This window comes from Methylolobus aquaticus, assembly GCF_054172105.1.
Genome location: NZ_JBSYXP010000001.1, coordinates 556,290 through 574,446 on the forward strand (window position 1 = coordinate 556,290; position 18,157 = coordinate 574,446).

Sequence of the window (18,157 nt, forward strand, 5' to 3'; positions counted from 1 at the left end):
TGGTGCGCGCCAGTCTCGTCTTTTTCCTGATGGCCGGCCTGTTGGCCGCCGGCTGCTCCTGGAAGGTGGGGCCGGATTACGAGCCTCTGCCCAAAGCCGTGCCGGCGAAATGGCGTTTCGGGGTCAAGGAAGTGAAGGATGTCACGAACACGGCCTGGTGGGAGCAACTGGGCGATCGCCGGCTCGACGCCCTGATCGAACGCGCCCTGCGCGGCAACCTCGATCTGCAGGTCGCCGCGGCCCGGGTCGATCAGTTCATGGGTTTGTACGGATCGGCCCGCTCCGTCCTGTTCCCGCAGATTTACGGCCAGGCGGCTTATCGCCGGCAGCAGATTTCCGCCGGTCAGTTCGGTGTCGATCCGGCCTTGTTCGGAGGCATTCCGGATACGAACATCGGCCAGCTCGCCGCGACGATGGAATGGGAGATCGACATCTGGGGCAAGCTGCGCCGGACCAAGGAAGCCGCGCGGGCCGACCTGCTGGCGCAGGAAGCCTTCGAGCAGGGCGTGATCCTGACGCTGGTCAGTCAGGTGGCGCAGACCTACATCGTGCTGCGCGAACTGGACAAGAACCGCGAGATCACGCTGGAGATCATGGAGATCCTCCGTGAACAGTTGCGCATTGCCGAGGCCCGGTTCCGGGAGGGTTTCACGTCGCAGCTCGAGGTCGAGCAGGTGCGCTCGGAACTCGAGCGCCGGAGTGCCAACCTGCCGCTGGTCGAGCAGACCATCGCCGAGACCGAACACGCCCTCAAGGTGTTGCTCGGCGAGAATCCGGGCACGATCATCCGCGGGCTGACGCTGGACGAACTGAAGATGCCCGCCGTGCCGGCCGGTCTGCCATCGGATCTGTTGGAGCGCCGTCCCGACATCCGCCAGGCCGAGCAGGCCCTGATTGCCGCGAACGCCCGCATCGGCGTCGCGCGCGGCCTGTTCTTCCCGCGCATCTTCCTGACCGGCGACATTGGGCAGGTCAGCCAGGACCTCGGCAACATCATGTCGCCCAATGCGAACTTCTGGACCGTCGGTTCGAACGCCCTGCTGCCGATCTTCACCGCCGGGCGCCTCGCGGGCGAGGTGCAGGCGGCCGAGGCGGTGCAGCGTCAGACGGTTGCCACCTATCGACAGGCGATCGTCAATGCCTTCCGGGAGTTCGAGAATGCGTTGGTCGACAGCCGTAAGGCGAAAGAGCGGCGCGACCACCAGTCTCAGCGAGTGGCTTCGGTCGATCAGTATTATCGGCTGGCGAAGTTGCGCTATGACGAAGGCTATACCGACTTCATCACCGTGCTGGACTCGCTGCGGCAACTCTACGAAGCCCAGATCGACCTGCTGTTCGCGCAGCGCGAGACCTTCGTCGCCACGATCCAGTTGTATCGCGCCATGGGCGGTGGCTGGATCGTCAAGGCCAGGGACAAGACCTACAACCCGCGCCCGGCCGAAGCCCAGATCGTTCCTTGAAAACCGCTGCCGGATTGTGCGGTCCGTGCGCACAGCGCACGCTAGAGTTGGGCATCGGGTAGCGTGCGCCATGCGCACGCAATCACGGCGAGGCAGTGTAAATGCGGGGAATCGAAAACGCGCGAGTGTGGGGCAGGTAGTGTGTAACGCACGCGCCTTCCACTAATCGAGGCGGCGAATAGCAGAAGATTTGGGGGGGATGCGGCGTTACACGAACACAAGGCTACAAAACCCTTGAGCCGCGGGGAATCGTCAATTTGTGCGAGTGCGCTTGACTGGAAGAGTGTGCAATGTGCCAGCTTCGGGGGGAAACACACGTGTGACCGCCCCAGAAAAGACAAACCCGCCAAGCGGCGGGTTCGTCCGGGCCCTCCCGTGGGCCTGTTTCTGTCCTGATCGGTCAGGCGTTATTCGCCCATCCAGACCAGTTCCACGCGACGGTTAACCGAACGCTCTTCCTCGGTGCGGTCCGGCGATACCTTCGGGTACATCTCGCCGTAGCCCTTCGGATACAGGTTGTTCGGCACACCCTTCATCTTCAGGTAGTCGACCACCGAGGCCGCACGACGCTGCGACAGCTTCATGTTGTACTGGTCGGTACCCTCGGTGCTGGTGTGGCCCTGCACTTCGATGTCCTTGGTCTCGCCCGAGGCGATCAGACCGGTCGACACTTCGTCCAGGATGCCCTTCGCCGTCTCGGTCAGTTCCGCCGAGTCGTAGTGGAAGTTCACACCGCGCAGTTCGATGCGGACCAAGCAGCCGTACTCGTCGACCTTGGCGCCCTTCATCGTGCCCGGGCACTTGTCGTCGCAGTCGTTGACGCCGTCGCCGTCCGAATCCTTCGTCGAGCAGTCGTCAACCGCCGCCGGCGCTGCCGCCGCCACCGGTACCGGCTTCTCGCCCAGCGGGATCACGAAGCCCGCGTTCACGACCAGATCGTTGAGCACCGAGGCGTTGTAATTGCCGCCTTGCGCAATGGTGTTACCGTTCTGGAACATGCCCTGGTAGCGCACGTCGCTGCGGAGCAGGAAGTTGTCGGCCAATTCATATGTGGCGCCGACGCCGAACTGCCACTGGAACATCGGCTGGGTGTTGCCGGTGCCGAACGCCGTGCGATAGCTGGTGTTGTTCGCGCCCAGGCTGGCCACCGCATACGGCGAAAAGACGTCGCGGTCGAAGAAGAACAACGCGTCGGCCGATCCGCCCGTGACGTCGGTCTGGCCGCCGACCCCCGGTCGGTTATTGGAATAGTTCATCCAGAACCCGCGGATTTCCAGATTCAACCATTCGTTGATGACCTTGCCGATGCCCATGCCGCCACCCCAGGCACCGAACGCCTTGCGGTCGCCGCCGGGCTGCATGAAGGTTGCGAAGGGGGCGAGGTACCAGCGGTCGTCGGCACACTGGGCATCGGCCGTGGCGACCGAGGTGCCATCCGGACAGGTGTAGGTCGAGGTCATCGCCGCCGCAGCGGTATCGGAGGCGGCCGGGGTCGCTTCGGTTCCCGTTGCCATCGGGTCGGCCACCATCGTTTCGTCGGCCGGGCTCATGCCGGTTGCATCGGCAGCGCTCTGCGCTGCGACTGGCCCGGTGGCCAGCGCACTGAGCAGGGCGGATGTAATCAGGGCACTTTTCCTCATGTAAGACTCCTTGTTTCGCGTCGCAATAACTGGGTGATTCGTACGTAACGTCTCGGAGCGGCTCGGAGGGCGGTTCCGCTCACGAAGGCTTCGGGTTCTCGAGTCTGTCGTGTTGCTGAAAAGAGCAAAAAAGATGTAATTTCGCAACCATCGGGTCCTAGCATGCCAGAAGCCCGAATGGCTAACAAGCCGTGAGGGATGACCGGGAGGATGATGGTTGCGGGCCGGGCGGGCGTGAGGTAGGCCGCACCAGCGGGCTCAGCTGCGCGTGGCGGGCTCGACCACGCCGCCTTGCGTCTTGGTGGACGCTTCGACGATTGAACGAACGCCGAGCTTGCGGTATAGCGTCCGCACATGCGTGCGCAGGGTGTTGATGCTGACACCCATCGTGTGGGCGGCTTGCTTGTAAGACTGTCCGGATCGCAGCAGCAGCAGCGCCTCCCGTTCACGGTTCGTCAGCTGATTCAGATCGGATGTCTCGGAGCGGATCGCATTCAGCAGCGTATCGAGCGCTGGGCGCGAGATCACGGTATCGCCGTCGAGTACACGGTCGACGTTGTCGGCAACATCACGCGAACTGCCGGTCTTCACGATGTAGCCCGAGGCGCCTTCGCGCAGCGCACCGAGCACCGTGCCTTCCCCTTGGCTTCCCGTGATCACTACCACTCTCGCTTCGGCGAACCGGGCCCTGAGCAACGGGATCGAGTTGAGGCCTGCGATGTCCGGCAGACCGAGATCGAGCAAAAGAAGATCGGGACTGATATCGGTTGTGCGCAGCAGATCGTGCAGGCAGGCGAACGCGCCGACGAACTCGGCCCGTTGATGCCGGGAGATGCAATGCTGAATAAAGCGAGAAATGACGGGATCGTCTTCGACGATCACCGTGCGAACGCGGGCGGATTCGTGAGTCGCGATGGCGCTCATCCGGTAAAGGGTCTAAGTGACGCGAGACAGACCGCACATTAATAGCACGACTAGGCATTCTAGGCTAGCGACGGCGACGCAGCCGCGTCGGGATCGGGAACTCGGGCTGTAGGGGCATGCACTACAAGTCGTAGGAACCTGCCTACGCATCATCATGCGAATGGTGCCCAAATCGAGTTAACCGTATACTGCGCGCGGGATAAGGCGGAATGGAGTTTTTGCCGCTATGTCGTATTTGAAGTCGCTGATTTCTGCTTCGAAACGGCCCCGTCTGCTCTCGGGGCATGAATGGCGTCTCGGTCGCTCGCCGCGTTTCAGGCCGACCGTGCCGCAGTACCGACTCAAGGTCGACAGTGCTCCCGCGCAACGCACTGCCTGCTTGTTGGCACTCAACGTCCTGCTGGTTTCACTCACGGTTCTGTCTCACCCCCTGTGGACTTCCTGCGTCACGGCGCTGCTGTTGACCGTGACCCTGGTCTGGTTGCTGGAATTGCCGGCTGCGGCACTCGGCCTCGTCGATAAGCCCCAGGGGCGTAAGGCTCACGATTGCGTGACGCCACTGACCGGCGGGCCCGCGATCCTGTTTGCAGCGGCAATCGTGATGCTCAGCGGCTGGTGGCCAGCGACGATCCTGCCGTTTCTGGTGGTGACCGGCCTGGTCGGGGCGGTGGACGACCGGCGCGGGCTCTCGGCAAGAATGCGGCTGGGCGCCATGACCGCCATCCTGGTGGCGATGGTTTATATCGCCGGCCATGGCGTGACCGATCTGGGCAACCTTTTCGGCTTCGGCTCCATCGAACTGGGTGCCGCCGGCAGTCTGGTCTTCACGATCATCTGCGGCGTGGGCCTGGTCAACGCCATCAACATGGCGGACGGCGTCGATGGTCTGGCGGCTGCCCACGTTGTGAGCAGTCTAACGGCTCTGCTGTTGGCGGCCTGGCTGTCGACCGGCGCTTTCCCGCCCGAACTGCCCGTGATCATCGCGGCCGTGGTGGGTTTTCTGGTCGTGAATTCGCGTCATCCGTTCAATGCGCGGGCGCAGGCCTTCTTGGGCGATAGCGGTAGCATGATCCTTGGGATCTGTCTCGCGTGGTATGCCATCAGCTTGAGTCAGGGTGAGCAAAAGGCGCTGCCGCCGGCAGCGGTATTGTGGATTCTCGGCCTGCCTGTCATCGATACGCTGAGGTTGATGATTCAACGCCCGCTGAAGCGGGGTGTCAGCCCGTTTTCCGGTGCCCGTGACCACCTGCATCACATCCTGCTAGCCCACGGAATGACGCCTTCCGCGACGACCTGTACGCTGGTCGCCGTCAACATCGTGTTCTGCGCCGTCGGGGTCCTGGGTGCTCACTTCCGCGTCCCCGAGCCAGCACTGACCTACAGCTTCATCGCCGTCGCGTTGGTGTTCTGGACCCTGACACCACGGTCACCATTCATCGGGTATTGCGGACGCGATGTTTCGGAGTGCCCGAAGGCCGTGATCAATGGTTGCGAGCTCGCTACCGCTTGCGACGACGGACACCCGAACCCGCGCTGAACCTCCTGCCCAGCGACCCGCGCTTAGATAAGGGGCACTTCAATGGTGCCCCTCCCGCCCCTGACCGCAACCGCGACGCCGTGTCGCTGGCGCCCGTGTATCAGAATCCCCGGTAGGAGCCCGGCCCTCCGGGCGAACCAACCTATGCCCTGGCCGGATGCTCATTCGCCGAGAGGGTGCGGCTCCGGCAGCGCGACGGTGCGAGAGCCCGAACCCCGCCTCCCAGCGCCGTCATTCCCGCGGAAGCGGGAATCCAAAGCCCCGGCCCTATCCGCGCATTTTCTTGTAGGAGCCCGGCCCTCCGGGCGAACCGGCCGATGCCGCGGCCGGATGCTCATTCGCCGAGAGGGCTCGGCTCCTACTGGGCGGGTGCGGCTCCGGCAGCGCGACAGTGCGCCAGCCAGAACCCCGCCCTACGCCGTCATTCCCGCGGAAGCGGGAATCCACGGCCCCGGCCCTATCCGCGCATTTACTGTAGGAGCCCGGCCCTCCGGGCGAACCAACCTATGCCCTGGCCGGATGCTCATTCGCCGAGAGGGCTCGGCTCCTACAGGGCGGGTGCGGCTCCGGCAGCGCGACCGTGCACCGGCCCGAACCCCGCCTCCCAGCGCCGTCATTCCCGCGCAAGCGGGAGTCCAGGGCCCTGGCCGTATATGGCATTTCCTGTAGGAGCCCGGCCCTCCGGGCGAACCGACCGATGCCGCGGCCGGACGCGCATGGGCCGCGCACCAAAAGGCGGCGCGATACCGCAGTCAGCGGGCCGCGATCATGTAGGGGCAATTCATGAATTGCCCCCTATATTTCGATTTCTTTCTCTGCAAGGGAGAGACTCCCCGGCCGATCACCGGGAGGGACGCGGGGAGGTCGTGCGCACGCTGAGGCCTCGATCCTCTGACCGGCAGCAAGACCGTCGCCTGCATGCAGCGCAGCGGAATGCGGGATAGAATGCGGACGGAACGGAGAAAGCCGTGATTCACTTGCCTAAACACCAGCGAGAAGCCATAGCCGAGGCCTGCCGACGGTCGGGTGTGGCGCGGATGTACCTTTTCGGATCCGCGCTCCGGGGGGATTTTCGGGCCGGCGACAGCGATGTCGATCTGCTGGTCGAATTCGGTCCGATGAGTCCTCACCAACTGGCAGACGCTTATTTCGACTTGCTGGATTCCCTGCGCTCTATCCTCGCCGCCCCAGTCGATCTGGTCATGGCAGATGCCGTGGAGAACCCCTACATCGCGGCCGAGATCCAGCGCACCCGGCAAATCGTCTATGCGGCGTGATGCAAGGGCTTATCTTCTGGATATCGTCGAGGCTTGCGACGCGATCGCGGCAGACCTTCAAGGCGTCGATCTTGATGCCTACCGCAATAGCCGCTTGATTCGCTCGGCTGTGAAACGCGAATTCACGATTATTGGCGAGGCCTTGTCGGCGCTGTCTCGGAGTGCCCCCGAGTTGTTCACCTCGATCGCACACGCCCGCCGTATCATAGACTTCCGCAACCGTTTGGCGCACGAGTACGCCAACGTCAACCACGCAGTGGTCTGGGCCATTGCCGATCGTGACGCACCAGTCCTCCGTCGCGAATGCGCCGAACTTTTAAAGCAACTGGGTTGAATCTGGCGGATGTCCGCAGCGGACGCCCCCAATCCCATTCGGCGGCGATCTGCCAAAATCCGCGCACCGACGCCGGATACCAAACGGGGCTACCGCAACGGACGATTTCTGAGCCCATTCGTGCTCGCAGCGCGCGCTACGGGATGACCTGGGTTAGCGCTCGCCGTGCGCACGAACAACGGCATGCTCCGGGCGAACCGACCAATGCCCTGGCCTGATGCTCATTCGCCGAGGCCCTCGTTCTCCTGCAGCCCCGCCCCCCGTCATTCCCGCATAAGCGGGAATCCAAGGCCTTGGCCGTCTCTGGCATTTCTTGTAGGAGCCCGGCCCTCCGGGCGAACCGACCAATGCCGCGGCCGGATGGCAATTCGCCGAGAGGGCTCGGCTCCTACAGAAAAAGACCACGGCTTGTTTCGCAACACGCACCCATCATTCCGTGCGCGCAGCGCACGCTACGAGACTGCCGCAACCCTCAGCCCCGTCATTCCCGCAGAAGCGGGAATCCAACGCCCTAGCAGAACCTACGCATTTCCGGTAGGAGCCCGGCCCTCCGGGCGAACCGACCAATACCGCGGCCGAATGGCAATTCTCCGAGAGGGCTCGGCTCCTCCAGGGTGGGTGTGCGGCTCCGTCATTGCGCCGGCGCTGCTTGCGGGACGGCTGCGCCGGGGTTAGGCTCTGATGGCAGATGACGTGACGCACCGAGGGCCCGCAGGACGCATGCACGATCAGAACTTCAAGAACCTGATCCTGGACTATCCGAAGGAAGCGTTGGCCTTCTTTGCGGCCGGGGAAGTGGACCGGGAGGCGCTGGCTCGGGCGCGCATTGTGCCGCTGCGTCAGGAGCAACTGCAGGAACGCCTGGGTGAGCGCTTCCGCGAACTGGACACTCCGTTGCTCGTCGAGTGGCCCGATGGGCGCCGCGAGGGGCTGTTGTTCGTGATCGAAGAAGAGACGGAGACGGGCCGCTTCTCCATCCACCGGTTGGCGCACTACTGCCTCGACTTGGCGGAACTGCTCGACACGGAGCGGGTGGTCCCCGTAGTGATCTTTCTGCGAGCAGGTTCCCGGCCGGATCGTTTACGCCTCGGCGGACACCGCGCCACCTATCTCGACTTTCGCTACCTCACCTGCGACCTTTATGCACTGCCGGCAGTCGATTACCAGGACAGCGACAACCTGGTCGTGCGCTTGGCGCTGCCGACCATGGCCCATTCGGCCGAAGCGAGACTGGACGTCTACGCCGCAGCGCAGATCGGGTTGATCCAACTCGAGAGCGATCCGAACCGGCGCTCGAAATACGTCGACTTCATCGATTACTATGCCAACTTGAGCGACGAGGAACAGGCCCGCTACCGGGCAACCTACGTCAACGAACGAGGTGAGATCATGGGATTCGCACAATACTACCGAGCGGAAGGCCGGCAGGAGGGTCGGCAGGAGGGTCGGCAGGAGGGCCGGCAGGAAGGTCGGCAGGAAGAAGCCACCCAACTGCTCCGGCGTCTGATGACCCGGCGCTTCGGTGCGCTGCCCGACTGGGCGGAGGCGAAGCTGACCCAGGCCAAGACCGAGACCCTCGAACGGTGGGCCGATCGTCTCCTCGACGCCGACACGCTGGATGCCGTGTTTCACGATCCTCTGTAGGAGCCCGGCCCTCCGGGCGAACCGACCAATGCCCTGGACGGATGCTCATTCGCCGAGAGGGCTCGGCTCCTCCAGGGCGGGTGCGGCTCCGCCAGCGCGACCCTGCGCCGGCCCGAACCCCGCCATTCCCGTGGAGGCGGGAATCCAGAAATTAGCCGACAAAGGTTCGGCCAGCGTCTTGGGAAGGTTCCTCTTCCTTAACCTGAAACGTTGTAGAATGCCCGTGTCAAGGCCCAGGTGCAGGGCAGTCGTGCGGTCTCAACACGTGATTCCCCAAGAACTGAAGGACGAGATTATCTCTCGGCTGATGACGATATCGCCGCGAATGATCGTGCTCTTTGGCTCACATGCCACTGGCACGGCTACGCCCGATAGCGATATCGATCTCTACGTCGTCACGGATGACGCTTACCTGCCAGTCAGCTGGAGTGAAAAAAACGCGATATACCTCAAAGTAGCGCGGCAGTTGCGTGATTTCATGCGTCAGCATCCGACGGATCTGATTGCGCATTCCGAGGCGATGCACAAACGCTTTGTCGAACTGAATAGTTCATTTGCGCGCGATATCATGCACAAAGGGGTTGTGCTCTATGAATCAAGTCATTGAGGGATGGCTTGCTTCAGCAAGCGATGATCTGCTTCTGATTAGTCGTATCCTCGAAGATGAGCGATTGAGCCATCTCGCTGCATTTCATGCGCAGCAGGCGATAGAGAAATGCCTCAAGGCCATTATGGAGTACCGTGGGCAACCGGTTCCAAAGGTTCATTCCTTGACACGTCTTTTCGAGCTTTGCTGCATTCAGTTGGCAGAATCAGAGTCAGATCTTGTCAACGGCCTGGAAGGTTTGTTTCTCGACGCACGCTATCCCGGCCCCTATGGCCTCTTGCCGGAAGGTAAACCGACGATAGCCGAGGTGGCTGTTTTCCATAGGTTTGCTTTATCCCTGTTCCAGCGAAGTAAGGCGATACTGAAACAGGAAGGCTACCGAACTTGATGACCGCGGAACCCTTCGAAACATGAACCCGTACCTGTAGGAGCCCGTCCCTCCGGGCGAACCGACCGATGCCCTGGCCGGATGCACATTCGCTCAGAGGGCTCGGCGCCTCAGGGCGGGTGCGGCTCCGTCATTGCAACGGCGCTGCCTACGGCGCGGCCGCGCCAGGGTTAGGCGCTGACTGCAAATGACCTGACCCATCACCGGCCCCGGTGGGCGCATGCACGATCAGAACTTCAAGAACCTGATCCTGGACTATCCGAAGGAAGCGTTGGCCTTCTTTGCGGCCGGGGAAGTGGACCGGGACGCGCTGGCTCGGGCGCGCATTGTGCCGCTGCGTCAGGAGCAACTGCAGGAACGCCTGGGTGAGCGCTTCCGCGAACTGGACACCCCGCTGCTCGTCGAGTGGCCCGATGGACGCCGCGAGGGGCTGTTGTTCGTGATCGAAGAAGAGACGGAGACGGGCCGCTTCTCCATCCACCGGTTGGCGCACTACTGCCTCGATTTGGCGGAACTGCTCGACACGGAGCGGGTGGTCCCCGTAGTGATCTTTCTGCGATCAGGTTCCCGGCCGGATCGTTTATGCCTCGGCGGACACCGCGCTACCTATCTCGACTTTCACTACCTCGCCTGCGAGCTTTATGCACTGCCGGCGGTCGATTACCAGGACAGCGACAACCTGGTCGTGCGCTTGGCGCTCCCGACCATGGCCCATTCGGCCGAAGCGAGACTGGACGTGTACGCCGCAGCGCAGATCGGGTTGATCCAACTCGAGAGCGATCCGAACCGGCGCTCGAAATACGTCGACTTCATCGATTACTATGCCAACTTGACCGACGAGGAACAGGCCCGCTACCGGGCGACCTACGTCAACGAACGAGGTGAACTCATGGGCTTTGCACAACATTACCGAGCGGAAGGCGAACAACTTGGGATCAAAAAGGGGATCTTGATCGGCCAAGAGCAAGGGATCGAGCAAGGGATCGAGCAAGGTATCCCCCGAGGCGAAGCCCAGATTGTGCGCCGGTTGCTAATCCGCCGCTTCGGGCCACTGCCCGAGTGGGTCGAAGCCAAGCTGAGCGAAGCCTCGACCGACACACTGGAACTGTGGGCCGATCGTCTCCTCGACGCCGACACGCTGGAGGCGGTGTTTCAGGATCCTCTGTAGGAGCCGGGCCCTCCGGGCGAACCGACCGATGCCCTGGCGCGGCCACGCATGCGCCGCGCACGAAAATATGACGCGACACGGCAATGTGTGGACCGCGATCATGTAGAGGCGATTCATGAATCGCCCCTACGAAAAAGGACCACGGATTGTTTCGCAACACGCACCCATCATTCCTTGCGCGCAGCGCACGCCAGGCGACTGAGTTGCACTGATCGAGGAGCAATAACGCGATGCAAACGATTGACCGCATTACGACAGACCCCAGCATTTGTCATGGCAAGCCTTGTATTCGGGGGTTACGTTATCCCGTCGAAAACGTGCTCGAATGGCTGGCCGGGGGAATGACCATCGACGATATTCTGGGTGACTACGAGGATCTCGAACGGGAAGATATTCTCGCCGTTCTTGCCTACGCTGCACGATTAGCGCATGTGAAGAGTATCAATGGCATAGCCGCATGAGATTTCTGGTAGATGCCCAACTACCGCGCCGTCTCTGCGATTGGTTGCGGCAAGAGGGGCACGATGCAGTACACACCCTCGACCTCGACTTGGGCAATCGGACACCGGACGCTGAAATCATGCGTTTCGCAGATCAACACGGTCGGATTGTGGTGACGAAGGATGACGACTTTGTCCAATCCTTCCTGTTGCGGAACACGCCGCAGCGACTACTGTTGATTGCTGTGGGGAATGTTTCCAATACAGAGCTCGGACGGTTGATTTCAGCAGCCTTGCCAGCAGTGTTACGAGCGTTCGAACACGCTCGGTATGTCGAGCTTGGTCGGCATTCATTGATCATTCATCAATGATTCGACGGAAGACACCAGCAAGCTGATGGGCTCGTGCTCCATGATTACCGGTAGGAGCCCGGCCCCCCGGGCGAACCGACAAATGCCCTGGCCGGACGCGCATGGGCCGCGCACCAAAAAGCGGCGCGACACGGCAATGAACGGACCGCGATCACGTAAGGGGCAATTCATGAATTGCCCCTACGGAAAAAGACCACGGCCTGTTTCGCAACACGCACCCAGCATTCCGTGCTACGAGACTGCCGCACCCCCCAACCCCGTAATTCCCGCGCAAGCGGGAATCCAAGGCCCTGGCCGTATCCGCTTTCCTGTAGGAGCCCGGCCCTCCGGGCGAACCAACCGACGCCCTGGCCGGACGGCGATTCGCCCAGAGGGCTCGGCTCCTGCGGAAGAAGACGACGGATTGTTTCGCAACACGAATCCATGATTCCATGCGCGCCCCGCACCCGAACGCACCCCTACAACCACCGCCCCCTCACCGCGCTTCCGCCGGCACCTGCTTCGGCGCTTTCTTTTCCTGCGTCGGATTGACCTCCAAAAACCCCTTGCCGGTATGGCTGCCTGCCACCTTCACGGCGCCTTCCCAGTAAATGGTATGCGTGGTCTGGCGTGAATCCACCTCGGCATTCTGCATAACCGGAACGACCTTCACGTCGATCCCATGCTTCGGTATCCGTACATGCCAAGCGATGGGGTAGGGGATGGCGGTCGCCGGACTGATCCACGTATTCGTCGACGACAGACTCACCTCCGGCTCGTGCAGCACCTCCGTCCGCCCATTCCGCGTATACGTCCCGGAGAACATCGGCAGCGCCGACGACCCGTCGGTCAGCTGATACAACATGATGTCCGCACCGTCGTCCAGTTGCAGCGCAAACCAATTCCACGTCAGGCTGGGCGGGTGAAAGTCCCCCCACTGATGGTCGAACCAGCTTTCCCCCGTCACGGCGACCGGCTTGCCGCGCAGCGACAGCGTCCCCAACACCTTCATCCGCGGCCGCGTGTAGCAATAGCTGGTGCCCCCCTGATGGAAATCGAGTAGCCCGGTGCCGCCCTGCAGCACCGCCGGGGCGCTGTTCTCCAGCTTTAGCTCGAACGCGAAATCCCGCGTCTTCGCCTTAAGCGTGTCCTTGCCGCCACCGCCGGCCATCGCCAGGTCACCCAACACGAAGCCGAACCGCTCCTGCGTGCCGAAGGACGGATTGCCCGTCGTCTCCTTCTGGAAGCTGTAGCGCTTAAACGTCTGATGATCGGTCAGCGCGACATGCGCCACCGTATAGCCCACGGCCGAATTGACAACAAAGAACACATAATGAAAGCTGAACTCACGCCCGTCGTCCGCCTTCAGGTGGCCGTTGTAGTACCACCACTCCATGTAATCATCGTGCGGCGCGTCATCCCGCGGCAATTGCACCAGCGCCTGATGCTGACTGTGACTGGAATACACCGCCGGAGCCGGCCGATAGCCGCCCAGCCAGCGCAGCAGCAGCACGAGCAGCAGCACCAGCAACACCCACGAGCCAATCTGACGCCAGCGCTTGATGCGCTGCCGCCGCTTCGACGACGAGCGCCGACGCTTGCCGCGGCGCGTAGAGGAGGGTGGCCTTGAGACCTTTTCTGTCATCGGGTGAGTACGATCAGATCACGTCATGGCAGGGGCAGCAGGCTACCTCACTCGCCGCCGCCCCCGCATCGCGGCCTTGAGAATGTTAGGTCGGGCTTCTTCGGCCAGACATTTCGTAGGTCAGGTTTCAGCCTGACCGCACGGTGGATTCCGATCGCCTCTGCCCAATCCGAGATAGATGGGTTAGAGCTACTGTATGATTACTGTGCTATTGACTCTATCGGTGCACCCCCGATGAAACCCTCCATCGTTCTCGAAGCGAACCGCGTACTCATCCGGCAAGTCGTTCTTGCCAATCGACCCAGCAATCCCCGCGTATTCGGGTCCCTTCTCAAGGGCAGCGATTCGGAGAATAGCGATCTGGATCTTCTCGTCGAACCTTCCGCTGATGCCTCCCTGCTTGACATCGTTCGCATTCAGGTCGAGCTTGAGGCGCGTTTGGGGGTAGCGGTCGACGTGCTGACACCAGCGTCCTTGCCGGAAAAATTTCGCTCCCAGGTACTGCGCGAAGCAATTCCGGTATGACCAAGAAGTGCCTGCACTTACCGGGTTACCTTGCAGACATGCTGGATACGATCGAGCGTGTCAATCGCTTGCCGGTCGGCGTGAAAGGTTCGACCAACGACCAGCAGCCGAGAATACCGTTCATGTTGTCTCGGCAAGTGAAATGATTTTTGCCTTAAACCATTTCGCCATTGACGAGACGCATCGAGCATGTCCCGGGACGCGATCATCGAAACACTCTCGCGCGAGCTGAATCAGCGCCTCCGCCCGCACCTGCGAGGCCTCTGGTTATATGGTTCGCGGGCGCGCGGCGATGCCCGCGCAACGTCGGATTATGACGTTTTGGTCATTGTCGATGAGAAGACGCCCGAGGTACGCGCCCAGATTCTGGAACTGCAGGTGGAAATCCTCGACCGCTACGACGCGCTGGTGGCCACCTTGTTGCGCACTGAAGAAGAGTGGCTGGCCAGCCAAGGCTACCCGCTTGCGCGCAACATCGCCCGTGACGCCGTGCGGCTATGACGCCCGAGATCGAAAATCTCATAGCTGCCGCAGAAGCTAAGCTGCTCGCCGCCGAGTTATTGCTCAGGGAAAGCCTTCATGGCGACGCTGCATCAAGGGCCCATTACGCCGTTTTCCATGCGATAAGCGCTCTCCACCTGGCCCGTGACAACAGCTTCTCAAGCCACGCGCAATTGATCGGACGATTCAACCGGGATTTTGTCCGGACCGGCATTTTCCCGCAGACATTCACACGGATCGTGACACGTCTATTCGAGGATCGACAACTCGGCGACTACGATGCGACTTTCGAAATCGGCCGCGATCAAGCAGCCCAAGACGTAGCCGATGCGCAGCAAGTGGTCGCGGCGATTCATGCCCATCTGCTGCAAGCGCCATAGACATTTCGCGGGTCAGTGGGACGTGAACGCTGCCCCAGACCACTGCCATAACCCTCTCTCCCGTCATTCCCGCGGAAGCGGGAATCCAAGGCCCTGGCAGAGCCTACGCATTTCCTGTAGGAGCCCGGCCCTCCGGGCGAACCGACCAATGCCCTGGCCGGACGCGCATGCGCCGCGCGCGAAAAGGCGGCGCGATACGGCAATGAGCGGACCGCGATCATGTAGGGGCAATTCACGAATTGCCCCTACGGAAAAAGATCACGGATTGCTTCGCAACACGCACCCATAATTCCGTGCGCGCAACGCGCGCTACGCGATGATCCGGGGTGGCGTACGCCGTGCGCACGAAACAACGCCTCCGCGCTCCCGAGAGCGCCCCCTTTCGGGCGCCCAACTCACCGCCGCACCTCCGACGCCTCTGGTTATATGAGTCGAGGGCGCGTGGACCTTCTGATCAAGACGCCGCACTTACCGGAAAAGATCACTCTCGTGATCGCGAGGAAAGAAATATCCCTGTGAGTCAGGATCTTGAAATGCTTCGGGCCGCTATAGCGGCCTGCGCGCAACGGACCGACAGATTGCGCTTCTCCCTGGGCAGAAACCGGCACCTGTTCCGTTCGACCGTCGCGACCTTGAAACGTCTGTCGGATGATGGGGTGTTGTTGCGTAACAATGCCAAGAACACTCGCGGTGGCGCTGTGGGATAATGAGGTAGGCAGGCAACGCTTGGTCAACTGCCCGACACCTCGGCAACGCGACGCTTCTGACCAGCCGAAGGCACGCGAGGGCCCGTGCAAGCCATACCCATCCTAAGGCGACTTCATGAGCAAACCCAGTCTGGAAGATCTTCCGCATTATACGTATGACGACTATGCGGAATGGACGGGCAAATGGGAACTGATCTACGGCATTGCCTATGCCATGAGCCCATCGCCCAGTATCGCCCATCAGTCGATCAGCCAACACATCGCCAGCCAGCTAGAAACGGCCTTGTCAGACTGCCCGGAGTGCCGGGCTCTCCTCCCGGTAGACTGGAAGATCGATGAAGCTACCATCGTCCAGCCCGATAATTTGGTCGTTTGCGGGGAGTTGGCGAACACGAATTATCTAACGAAAGCACCCGTCGTGATTTTCGAGATCCTCTCGAAGGCGACGGCACACAAAGACCGAACCACCAAATTCAATCTCTATGAACACGAAGGCGTGCGTTACTACGTGATCGTCGACCCTGAGGAAAATCTCGCCAAGGTCTATCGGTGGCATGCAGGGCGCTATATCAAAATGCTGGACGCCGGCGAGGAAAGTGTTGAGTTTGACTTGGGACCCTGCACGATGCCCTTTGATTTCGCGAAAATTTGGCTTTCATAAGTGCCTCGGTAACAACCCAGTCCCATGACCATGGCTGAACCTATCGTTCGCGTAAGTAACCGATAGGTGAAGTGCTTAAGGCCATGCTCATGTAGGGGCAATTCACGGTGCCCCTACGGAGCTCGACCACATCCTCGATGCCGATAGGCTAGATGCCGTGTTTCAGGATCCCCCGTAGGAGCCCGGCCCTCCGGGCGAATCGACCGATGCCGCGGCCGGACTGCCATTCGCCGAGGCCCACGTTCCCGCAGCCCCCAGCCCCATCATTCCCGCGCAGGCGGGAATCCACGGCTCTGGCAGAGCCTACGCATTTCCTGTAGGAGCCCGGCCCTCCGGGCGAACCGACCGATGCCCTGGCCGAATGGCAATTCGCCGAGAGGGCTCGGCTCCTACAGGGCGGGTGCGGCTCCGCAGCGCGGCCATGCGCCGGCCCGAACTCCGCCTCCCAACCCCGTCATTCCCGCGCGAGCGGGAATCCAAGGCCCCTGGCAGAGCCTACGCATTTCCTGTAGGAGCCCGGCCCTCCGGGCGAACCGATGAATGCCCTGGCCGGATGGCGATTCGCCGAGAGGGCTCGGCTCCTACAGGGGGGGCAATCACTCCTCCCGCACCACTCCCAACCATCCCCCTCACCGCGCGTCCGCCGGCCCCTTCGTCGGCGCCTTCTTTTCCTGCGTCGGATTGACCTCCAAAAAGCCCTTGCCGGTATGGCTGCCCGCCACCTTAACGGCGCCTTCCCAATAAATGGTATGCGTGGTCTGGCGTGAATCCACCTCGGCATTCTGCATGACCGGAACGACCTTCACGTCGATCCCATGCTTCGGTATCCGCACATGCCAGGCGATGGGGTAGGGGATGGCGGTCGCCGGACTGATCCACGTAGTCGTCGACGACAGGCTCACCTCCGGCTCGTGCAGCACCTCCGTCCGCCCGTTCCGCGTATACGTCCCGGAGAACATCGGCAGCGCCGACGACCCGTCGGTCAACTGATACAGCATGATGTCCGCCCCGTCGTCCAGCTGCAGCGCGAACCAATTCCAGGTGAGGCTGGGGGGGTGAAAGTCCCCCCACTGATGGTCGAACCAGCTTTCCCCCGTCACGGCGACCGGCTTGCCGCGCAGCGACAGCGTCCCCAACACCTTCATCCGCGGCCGCGTGTAGTAGTAGCTGGTTCCCCCCTGATGGAAATCGAGCAATCCGGTGCCGCCCTGCAGCACCGCCGGGGCGCTGTTTTCGAGCTTCAGCTCGAACGCGAAATCCCGCGTCTTCGCCTTCAGCGTGTCCTTGCCGCCCCCGCCGGCCATCGCCAGGTCGCCCAGCACGAAGCCGAAGCGATCCAGCGTGCCGAAGGACGGATTGCCGGTTGTCTCCTTCTGGAAGCTGTAGCGCTTCAGCGTCTGATGATCGGTCAGCGCGACATGCGCCACCGTATAGCCCACGGCCGAATTGACGACGAAGAATACATAATGAAAGCTGAACTCCCGCCCATCGTCCGCCTTCAGGTGCCCGTTGTAGTACCACCACTCCATGTAATCATCGTGCGGCGCGTCATCCCGCGGCAGTTGCACCAAGGCCTGATGCTGACTGTGACTGGAATACACCGCCGGCGCCGGCCGATAGCCACCGAGCCAGCGCAGCAGCAGCAGGAACAGCAGCACCAGCAGCACCCAGGAGCCAATCTGACGCCACCTCTTGATGCGCTGCCGCCGCTTCGACGACGAGCGCCGCCGCTTGCCGTGGCGCGTAGAGGAGGGTGGTCCTGCGAGCTTTTCTGTCATCGGGTGAGTGCGAAGAGATCACGTCATGGCAGGGGCCGAAGGACACCTCACTCGCCGCCGCCCCCGCATCGTCGGCCTTGAGATTCGTAGGTCAGCCCGTAGGTTGAGCCGTAGGTCGGGCTTCAGCCCGACACCCCGCCGGTCAACCGTGCGCCGCGCGAACGAAAAACCTTAGTTCCTTTAGGCCAACC

At 62.0% G+C, this 18,157-nt stretch carries 19 protein-coding genes; 15 read left to right on the top strand and 4 right to left on the bottom strand.

Translation table 11 applies throughout. The features are described 5' to 3' along the window. Nucleotides 1-2: 2 nt before the first annotated feature. Nucleotides 3-1,460, top strand: coding sequence for an efflux transporter outer membrane subunit (locus ACW73L_RS02525; protein WP_498919770.1), 1,458 nt, complete (start codon nucleotides 3-5; stop codon nucleotides 1,458-1,460). A 407-nt stretch (nucleotides 1,461-1,867) separates the two neighbouring features. On the opposite strand, the gene ACW73L_RS02530 is transcribed toward ACW73L_RS02525, so the two are convergent. Then, nucleotides 1,868-3,100: an OmpA family protein gene (locus tag ACW73L_RS02530; protein WP_498919771.1), complete on the bottom strand. Its 1,233-nt coding sequence runs from the start codon at nucleotides 3,098-3,100 to the stop codon at nucleotides 1,868-1,870. 258 nt (nucleotides 3,101-3,358) lie between these two features. Continuing rightward, entirely contained in the window at nucleotides 3,359-3,982 is a 624-nt protein-coding gene (locus tag ACW73L_RS02535; protein ID WP_498919772.1) for a response regulator, read from the bottom strand. A 268-nt stretch (nucleotides 3,983-4,250) separates the two neighbouring features. Between ACW73L_RS02535 and ACW73L_RS02540 the strand changes: the two genes are divergently transcribed. From ACW73L_RS02540 to ACW73L_RS02580, 9 genes are all read left to right on the top strand, one after another. After that, nucleotides 4,251-5,561: an MraY family glycosyltransferase gene (locus ACW73L_RS02540; protein ID WP_498919773.1), complete on the top strand. Its 1,311-nt coding sequence runs from the start codon at nucleotides 4,251-4,253 to the stop codon at nucleotides 5,559-5,561. Nucleotides 5,562-6,529: 968 nt separating this feature from the next. Continuing rightward, the gene (locus ACW73L_RS02545; protein WP_498919774.1) at nucleotides 6,530-6,838 is read left to right on the top strand and encodes a nucleotidyltransferase family protein; all 309 of its coding nucleotides are present in this window, start codon (nucleotides 6,530-6,532) and stop codon (nucleotides 6,836-6,838) included. Beyond that, entirely contained in the window at nucleotides 6,828-7,172 is a 345-nt protein-coding gene (locus tag ACW73L_RS02550) for a HepT-like ribonuclease domain-containing protein (RefSeq protein ID WP_498919775.1), read from the top strand. The genes ACW73L_RS02545 and ACW73L_RS02550 overlap by 11 nt, the downstream gene beginning before the upstream one ends. Nucleotides 7,173-7,892: 720 nt before the next feature. Further along, nucleotides 7,893-8,816, top strand: coding sequence for an Rpn family recombination-promoting nuclease/putative transposase (locus ACW73L_RS02555; RefSeq protein ID WP_498919777.1), 924 nt, complete (start codon nucleotides 7,893-7,895; stop codon nucleotides 8,814-8,816). 265 nt (nucleotides 8,817-9,081) lie between these two features. Next, a complete protein-coding gene (locus tag ACW73L_RS02560) occupies nucleotides 9,082-9,423 on the top strand; it encodes a nucleotidyltransferase domain-containing protein (RefSeq protein ID WP_498919778.1) in 342 nt (113 codons plus the stop codon). After that, on the top strand, nucleotides 9,407-9,811 hold the full coding sequence (locus tag ACW73L_RS02565; protein ID WP_498919779.1) for a HEPN domain-containing protein: 405 nt from the start codon (nucleotides 9,407-9,409) through the stop codon (nucleotides 9,809-9,811). Before ACW73L_RS02560 ends, ACW73L_RS02565 begins: the two co-directional genes overlap by 17 nt. Before the next feature lie 220 nt (nucleotides 9,812-10,031). Next, on the top strand, nucleotides 10,032-10,979 hold the full coding sequence (locus tag ACW73L_RS02570) for a DUF4351 domain-containing protein (protein WP_498919781.1): 948 nt from the start codon (nucleotides 10,032-10,034) through the stop codon (nucleotides 10,977-10,979). Between the two features lie 230 nt (nucleotides 10,980-11,209). Beyond that, the gene (locus ACW73L_RS02575; RefSeq protein ID WP_139556649.1) at nucleotides 11,210-11,440 is read left to right on the top strand and encodes a DUF433 domain-containing protein; all 231 of its coding nucleotides are present in this window, start codon (nucleotides 11,210-11,212) and stop codon (nucleotides 11,438-11,440) included. Further along, nucleotides 11,437-11,790 (top strand): DUF5615 family PIN-like protein, encoded by a 354-nt coding sequence (locus ACW73L_RS02580; RefSeq protein ID WP_139556650.1) that lies wholly within the window; start codon nucleotides 11,437-11,439, stop codon nucleotides 11,788-11,790. Before ACW73L_RS02575 ends, ACW73L_RS02580 begins: the two co-directional genes overlap by 4 nt. Before the next feature lie 475 nt (nucleotides 11,791-12,265). On the opposite strand, the gene ACW73L_RS02585 is transcribed toward ACW73L_RS02580, so the two are convergent. Continuing rightward, entirely contained in the window at nucleotides 12,266-13,414 is a 1,149-nt protein-coding gene (locus tag ACW73L_RS02585; protein WP_498919783.1) for a lipocalin-like domain-containing protein, read from the bottom strand. Between the two features lie 234 nt (nucleotides 13,415-13,648). Between ACW73L_RS02585 and ACW73L_RS02590 the strand changes: the two genes are divergently transcribed. From ACW73L_RS02590 to ACW73L_RS02610, 5 genes are all read left to right on the top strand, one after another. Then, the gene (locus ACW73L_RS02590; protein ID WP_498919784.1) at nucleotides 13,649-13,939 is read left to right on the top strand and encodes a nucleotidyltransferase family protein; all 291 of its coding nucleotides are present in this window, start codon (nucleotides 13,649-13,651) and stop codon (nucleotides 13,937-13,939) included. Next, nucleotides 13,936-14,085, top strand: coding sequence for a hypothetical protein (locus tag ACW73L_RS02595; RefSeq protein ID WP_498919785.1), 150 nt, complete (start codon nucleotides 13,936-13,938; stop codon nucleotides 14,083-14,085). The genes ACW73L_RS02590 and ACW73L_RS02595 overlap by 4 nt, the downstream gene beginning before the upstream one ends. Nucleotides 14,086-14,128: 43 nt before the next feature. After that, nucleotides 14,129-14,440 carry a nucleotidyltransferase family protein gene (locus tag ACW73L_RS02600; RefSeq protein ID WP_498919786.1) on the top strand — a complete coding sequence of 104 codons (312 nt, stop codon included), beginning with the start codon at nucleotides 14,129-14,131 and terminating at the stop codon, nucleotides 14,438-14,440. Continuing rightward, nucleotides 14,437-14,820: a HEPN domain-containing protein gene (locus ACW73L_RS02605; RefSeq protein WP_498919788.1), complete on the top strand. Its 384-nt coding sequence runs from the start codon at nucleotides 14,437-14,439 to the stop codon at nucleotides 14,818-14,820. The genes ACW73L_RS02600 and ACW73L_RS02605 overlap by 4 nt, the downstream gene beginning before the upstream one ends. 822 nt (nucleotides 14,821-15,642) lie before the next feature. Next, on the top strand, nucleotides 15,643-16,188 hold the full coding sequence (locus ACW73L_RS02610) for a Uma2 family endonuclease (RefSeq protein ID WP_498919789.1): 546 nt from the start codon (nucleotides 15,643-15,645) through the stop codon (nucleotides 16,186-16,188). Between the two features lie 629 nt (nucleotides 16,189-16,817). On the opposite strand, the gene ACW73L_RS02615 is transcribed toward ACW73L_RS02610, so the two are convergent. Then, nucleotides 16,818-17,966, bottom strand: a complete 1,149-nt coding sequence (locus ACW73L_RS02615; protein WP_498919790.1) for a lipocalin-like domain-containing protein — start codon at nucleotides 17,964-17,966, stop codon at nucleotides 16,818-16,820. Nucleotides 17,967-18,157: the final 191 nt, after the last annotated feature.

What these genes read in the sequence shown, in the direction of transcription:
- ACW73L_RS02600 (WP_498919786.1), top strand. Translation starts at nt 14,129, where the DNA reads ATGTCCCGGGACGCGATCATCGAAACACTCTCGCGCGAGCTGAATCAG.
- ACW73L_RS02580 (WP_139556650.1), top strand. Translation starts at nt 11,437, where the DNA reads ATGAGATTTCTGGTAGATGCCCAACTACCGCGCCGTCTCTGCGATTGG.
- ACW73L_RS02585 (WP_498919783.1), bottom strand. Translation starts at nt 13,414, where the DNA reads ATGACAGAAAAGGTCTCAAGGCCACCCTCCTCTACGCGCCGCGGCAAG.
- ACW73L_RS02570 (WP_498919781.1), top strand. Translation starts at nt 10,032, where the DNA reads ATGCACGATCAGAACTTCAAGAACCTGATCCTGGACTATCCGAAGGAA.
- ACW73L_RS02595 (WP_498919785.1), top strand. Translation starts at nt 13,936, where the DNA reads ATGACCAAGAAGTGCCTGCACTTACCGGGTTACCTTGCAGACATGCTG.
- ACW73L_RS02565 (WP_498919779.1), top strand. Translation starts at nt 9,407, where the DNA reads ATGAATCAAGTCATTGAGGGATGGCTTGCTTCAGCAAGCGATGATCTG.
- ACW73L_RS02590 (WP_498919784.1), top strand. Translation starts at nt 13,649, where the DNA reads ATGAAACCCTCCATCGTTCTCGAAGCGAACCGCGTACTCATCCGGCAA.
- ACW73L_RS02555 (WP_498919777.1), top strand. Translation starts at nt 7,893, where the DNA reads ATGCACGATCAGAACTTCAAGAACCTGATCCTGGACTATCCGAAGGAA.
- ACW73L_RS02550 (WP_498919775.1), top strand. Translation starts at nt 6,828, where the DNA reads ATGCGGCGTGATGCAAGGGCTTATCTTCTGGATATCGTCGAGGCTTGC.
- ACW73L_RS02615 (WP_498919790.1), bottom strand. Translation starts at nt 17,966, where the DNA reads ATGACAGAAAAGCTCGCAGGACCACCCTCCTCTACGCGCCACGGCAAG.
- ACW73L_RS02575 (WP_139556649.1), top strand. Translation starts at nt 11,210, where the DNA reads ATGCAAACGATTGACCGCATTACGACAGACCCCAGCATTTGTCATGGC.
- ACW73L_RS02605 (WP_498919788.1), top strand. Translation starts at nt 14,437, where the DNA reads ATGACGCCCGAGATCGAAAATCTCATAGCTGCCGCAGAAGCTAAGCTG.
- ACW73L_RS02540 (WP_498919773.1), top strand. Translation starts at nt 4,251, where the DNA reads ATGTCGTATTTGAAGTCGCTGATTTCTGCTTCGAAACGGCCCCGTCTG.
- ACW73L_RS02530 (WP_498919771.1), bottom strand. Translation starts at nt 3,100, where the DNA reads ATGAGGAAAAGTGCCCTGATTACATCCGCCCTGCTCAGTGCGCTGGCC.
- ACW73L_RS02610 (WP_498919789.1), top strand. Translation starts at nt 15,643, where the DNA reads ATGAGCAAACCCAGTCTGGAAGATCTTCCGCATTATACGTATGACGAC.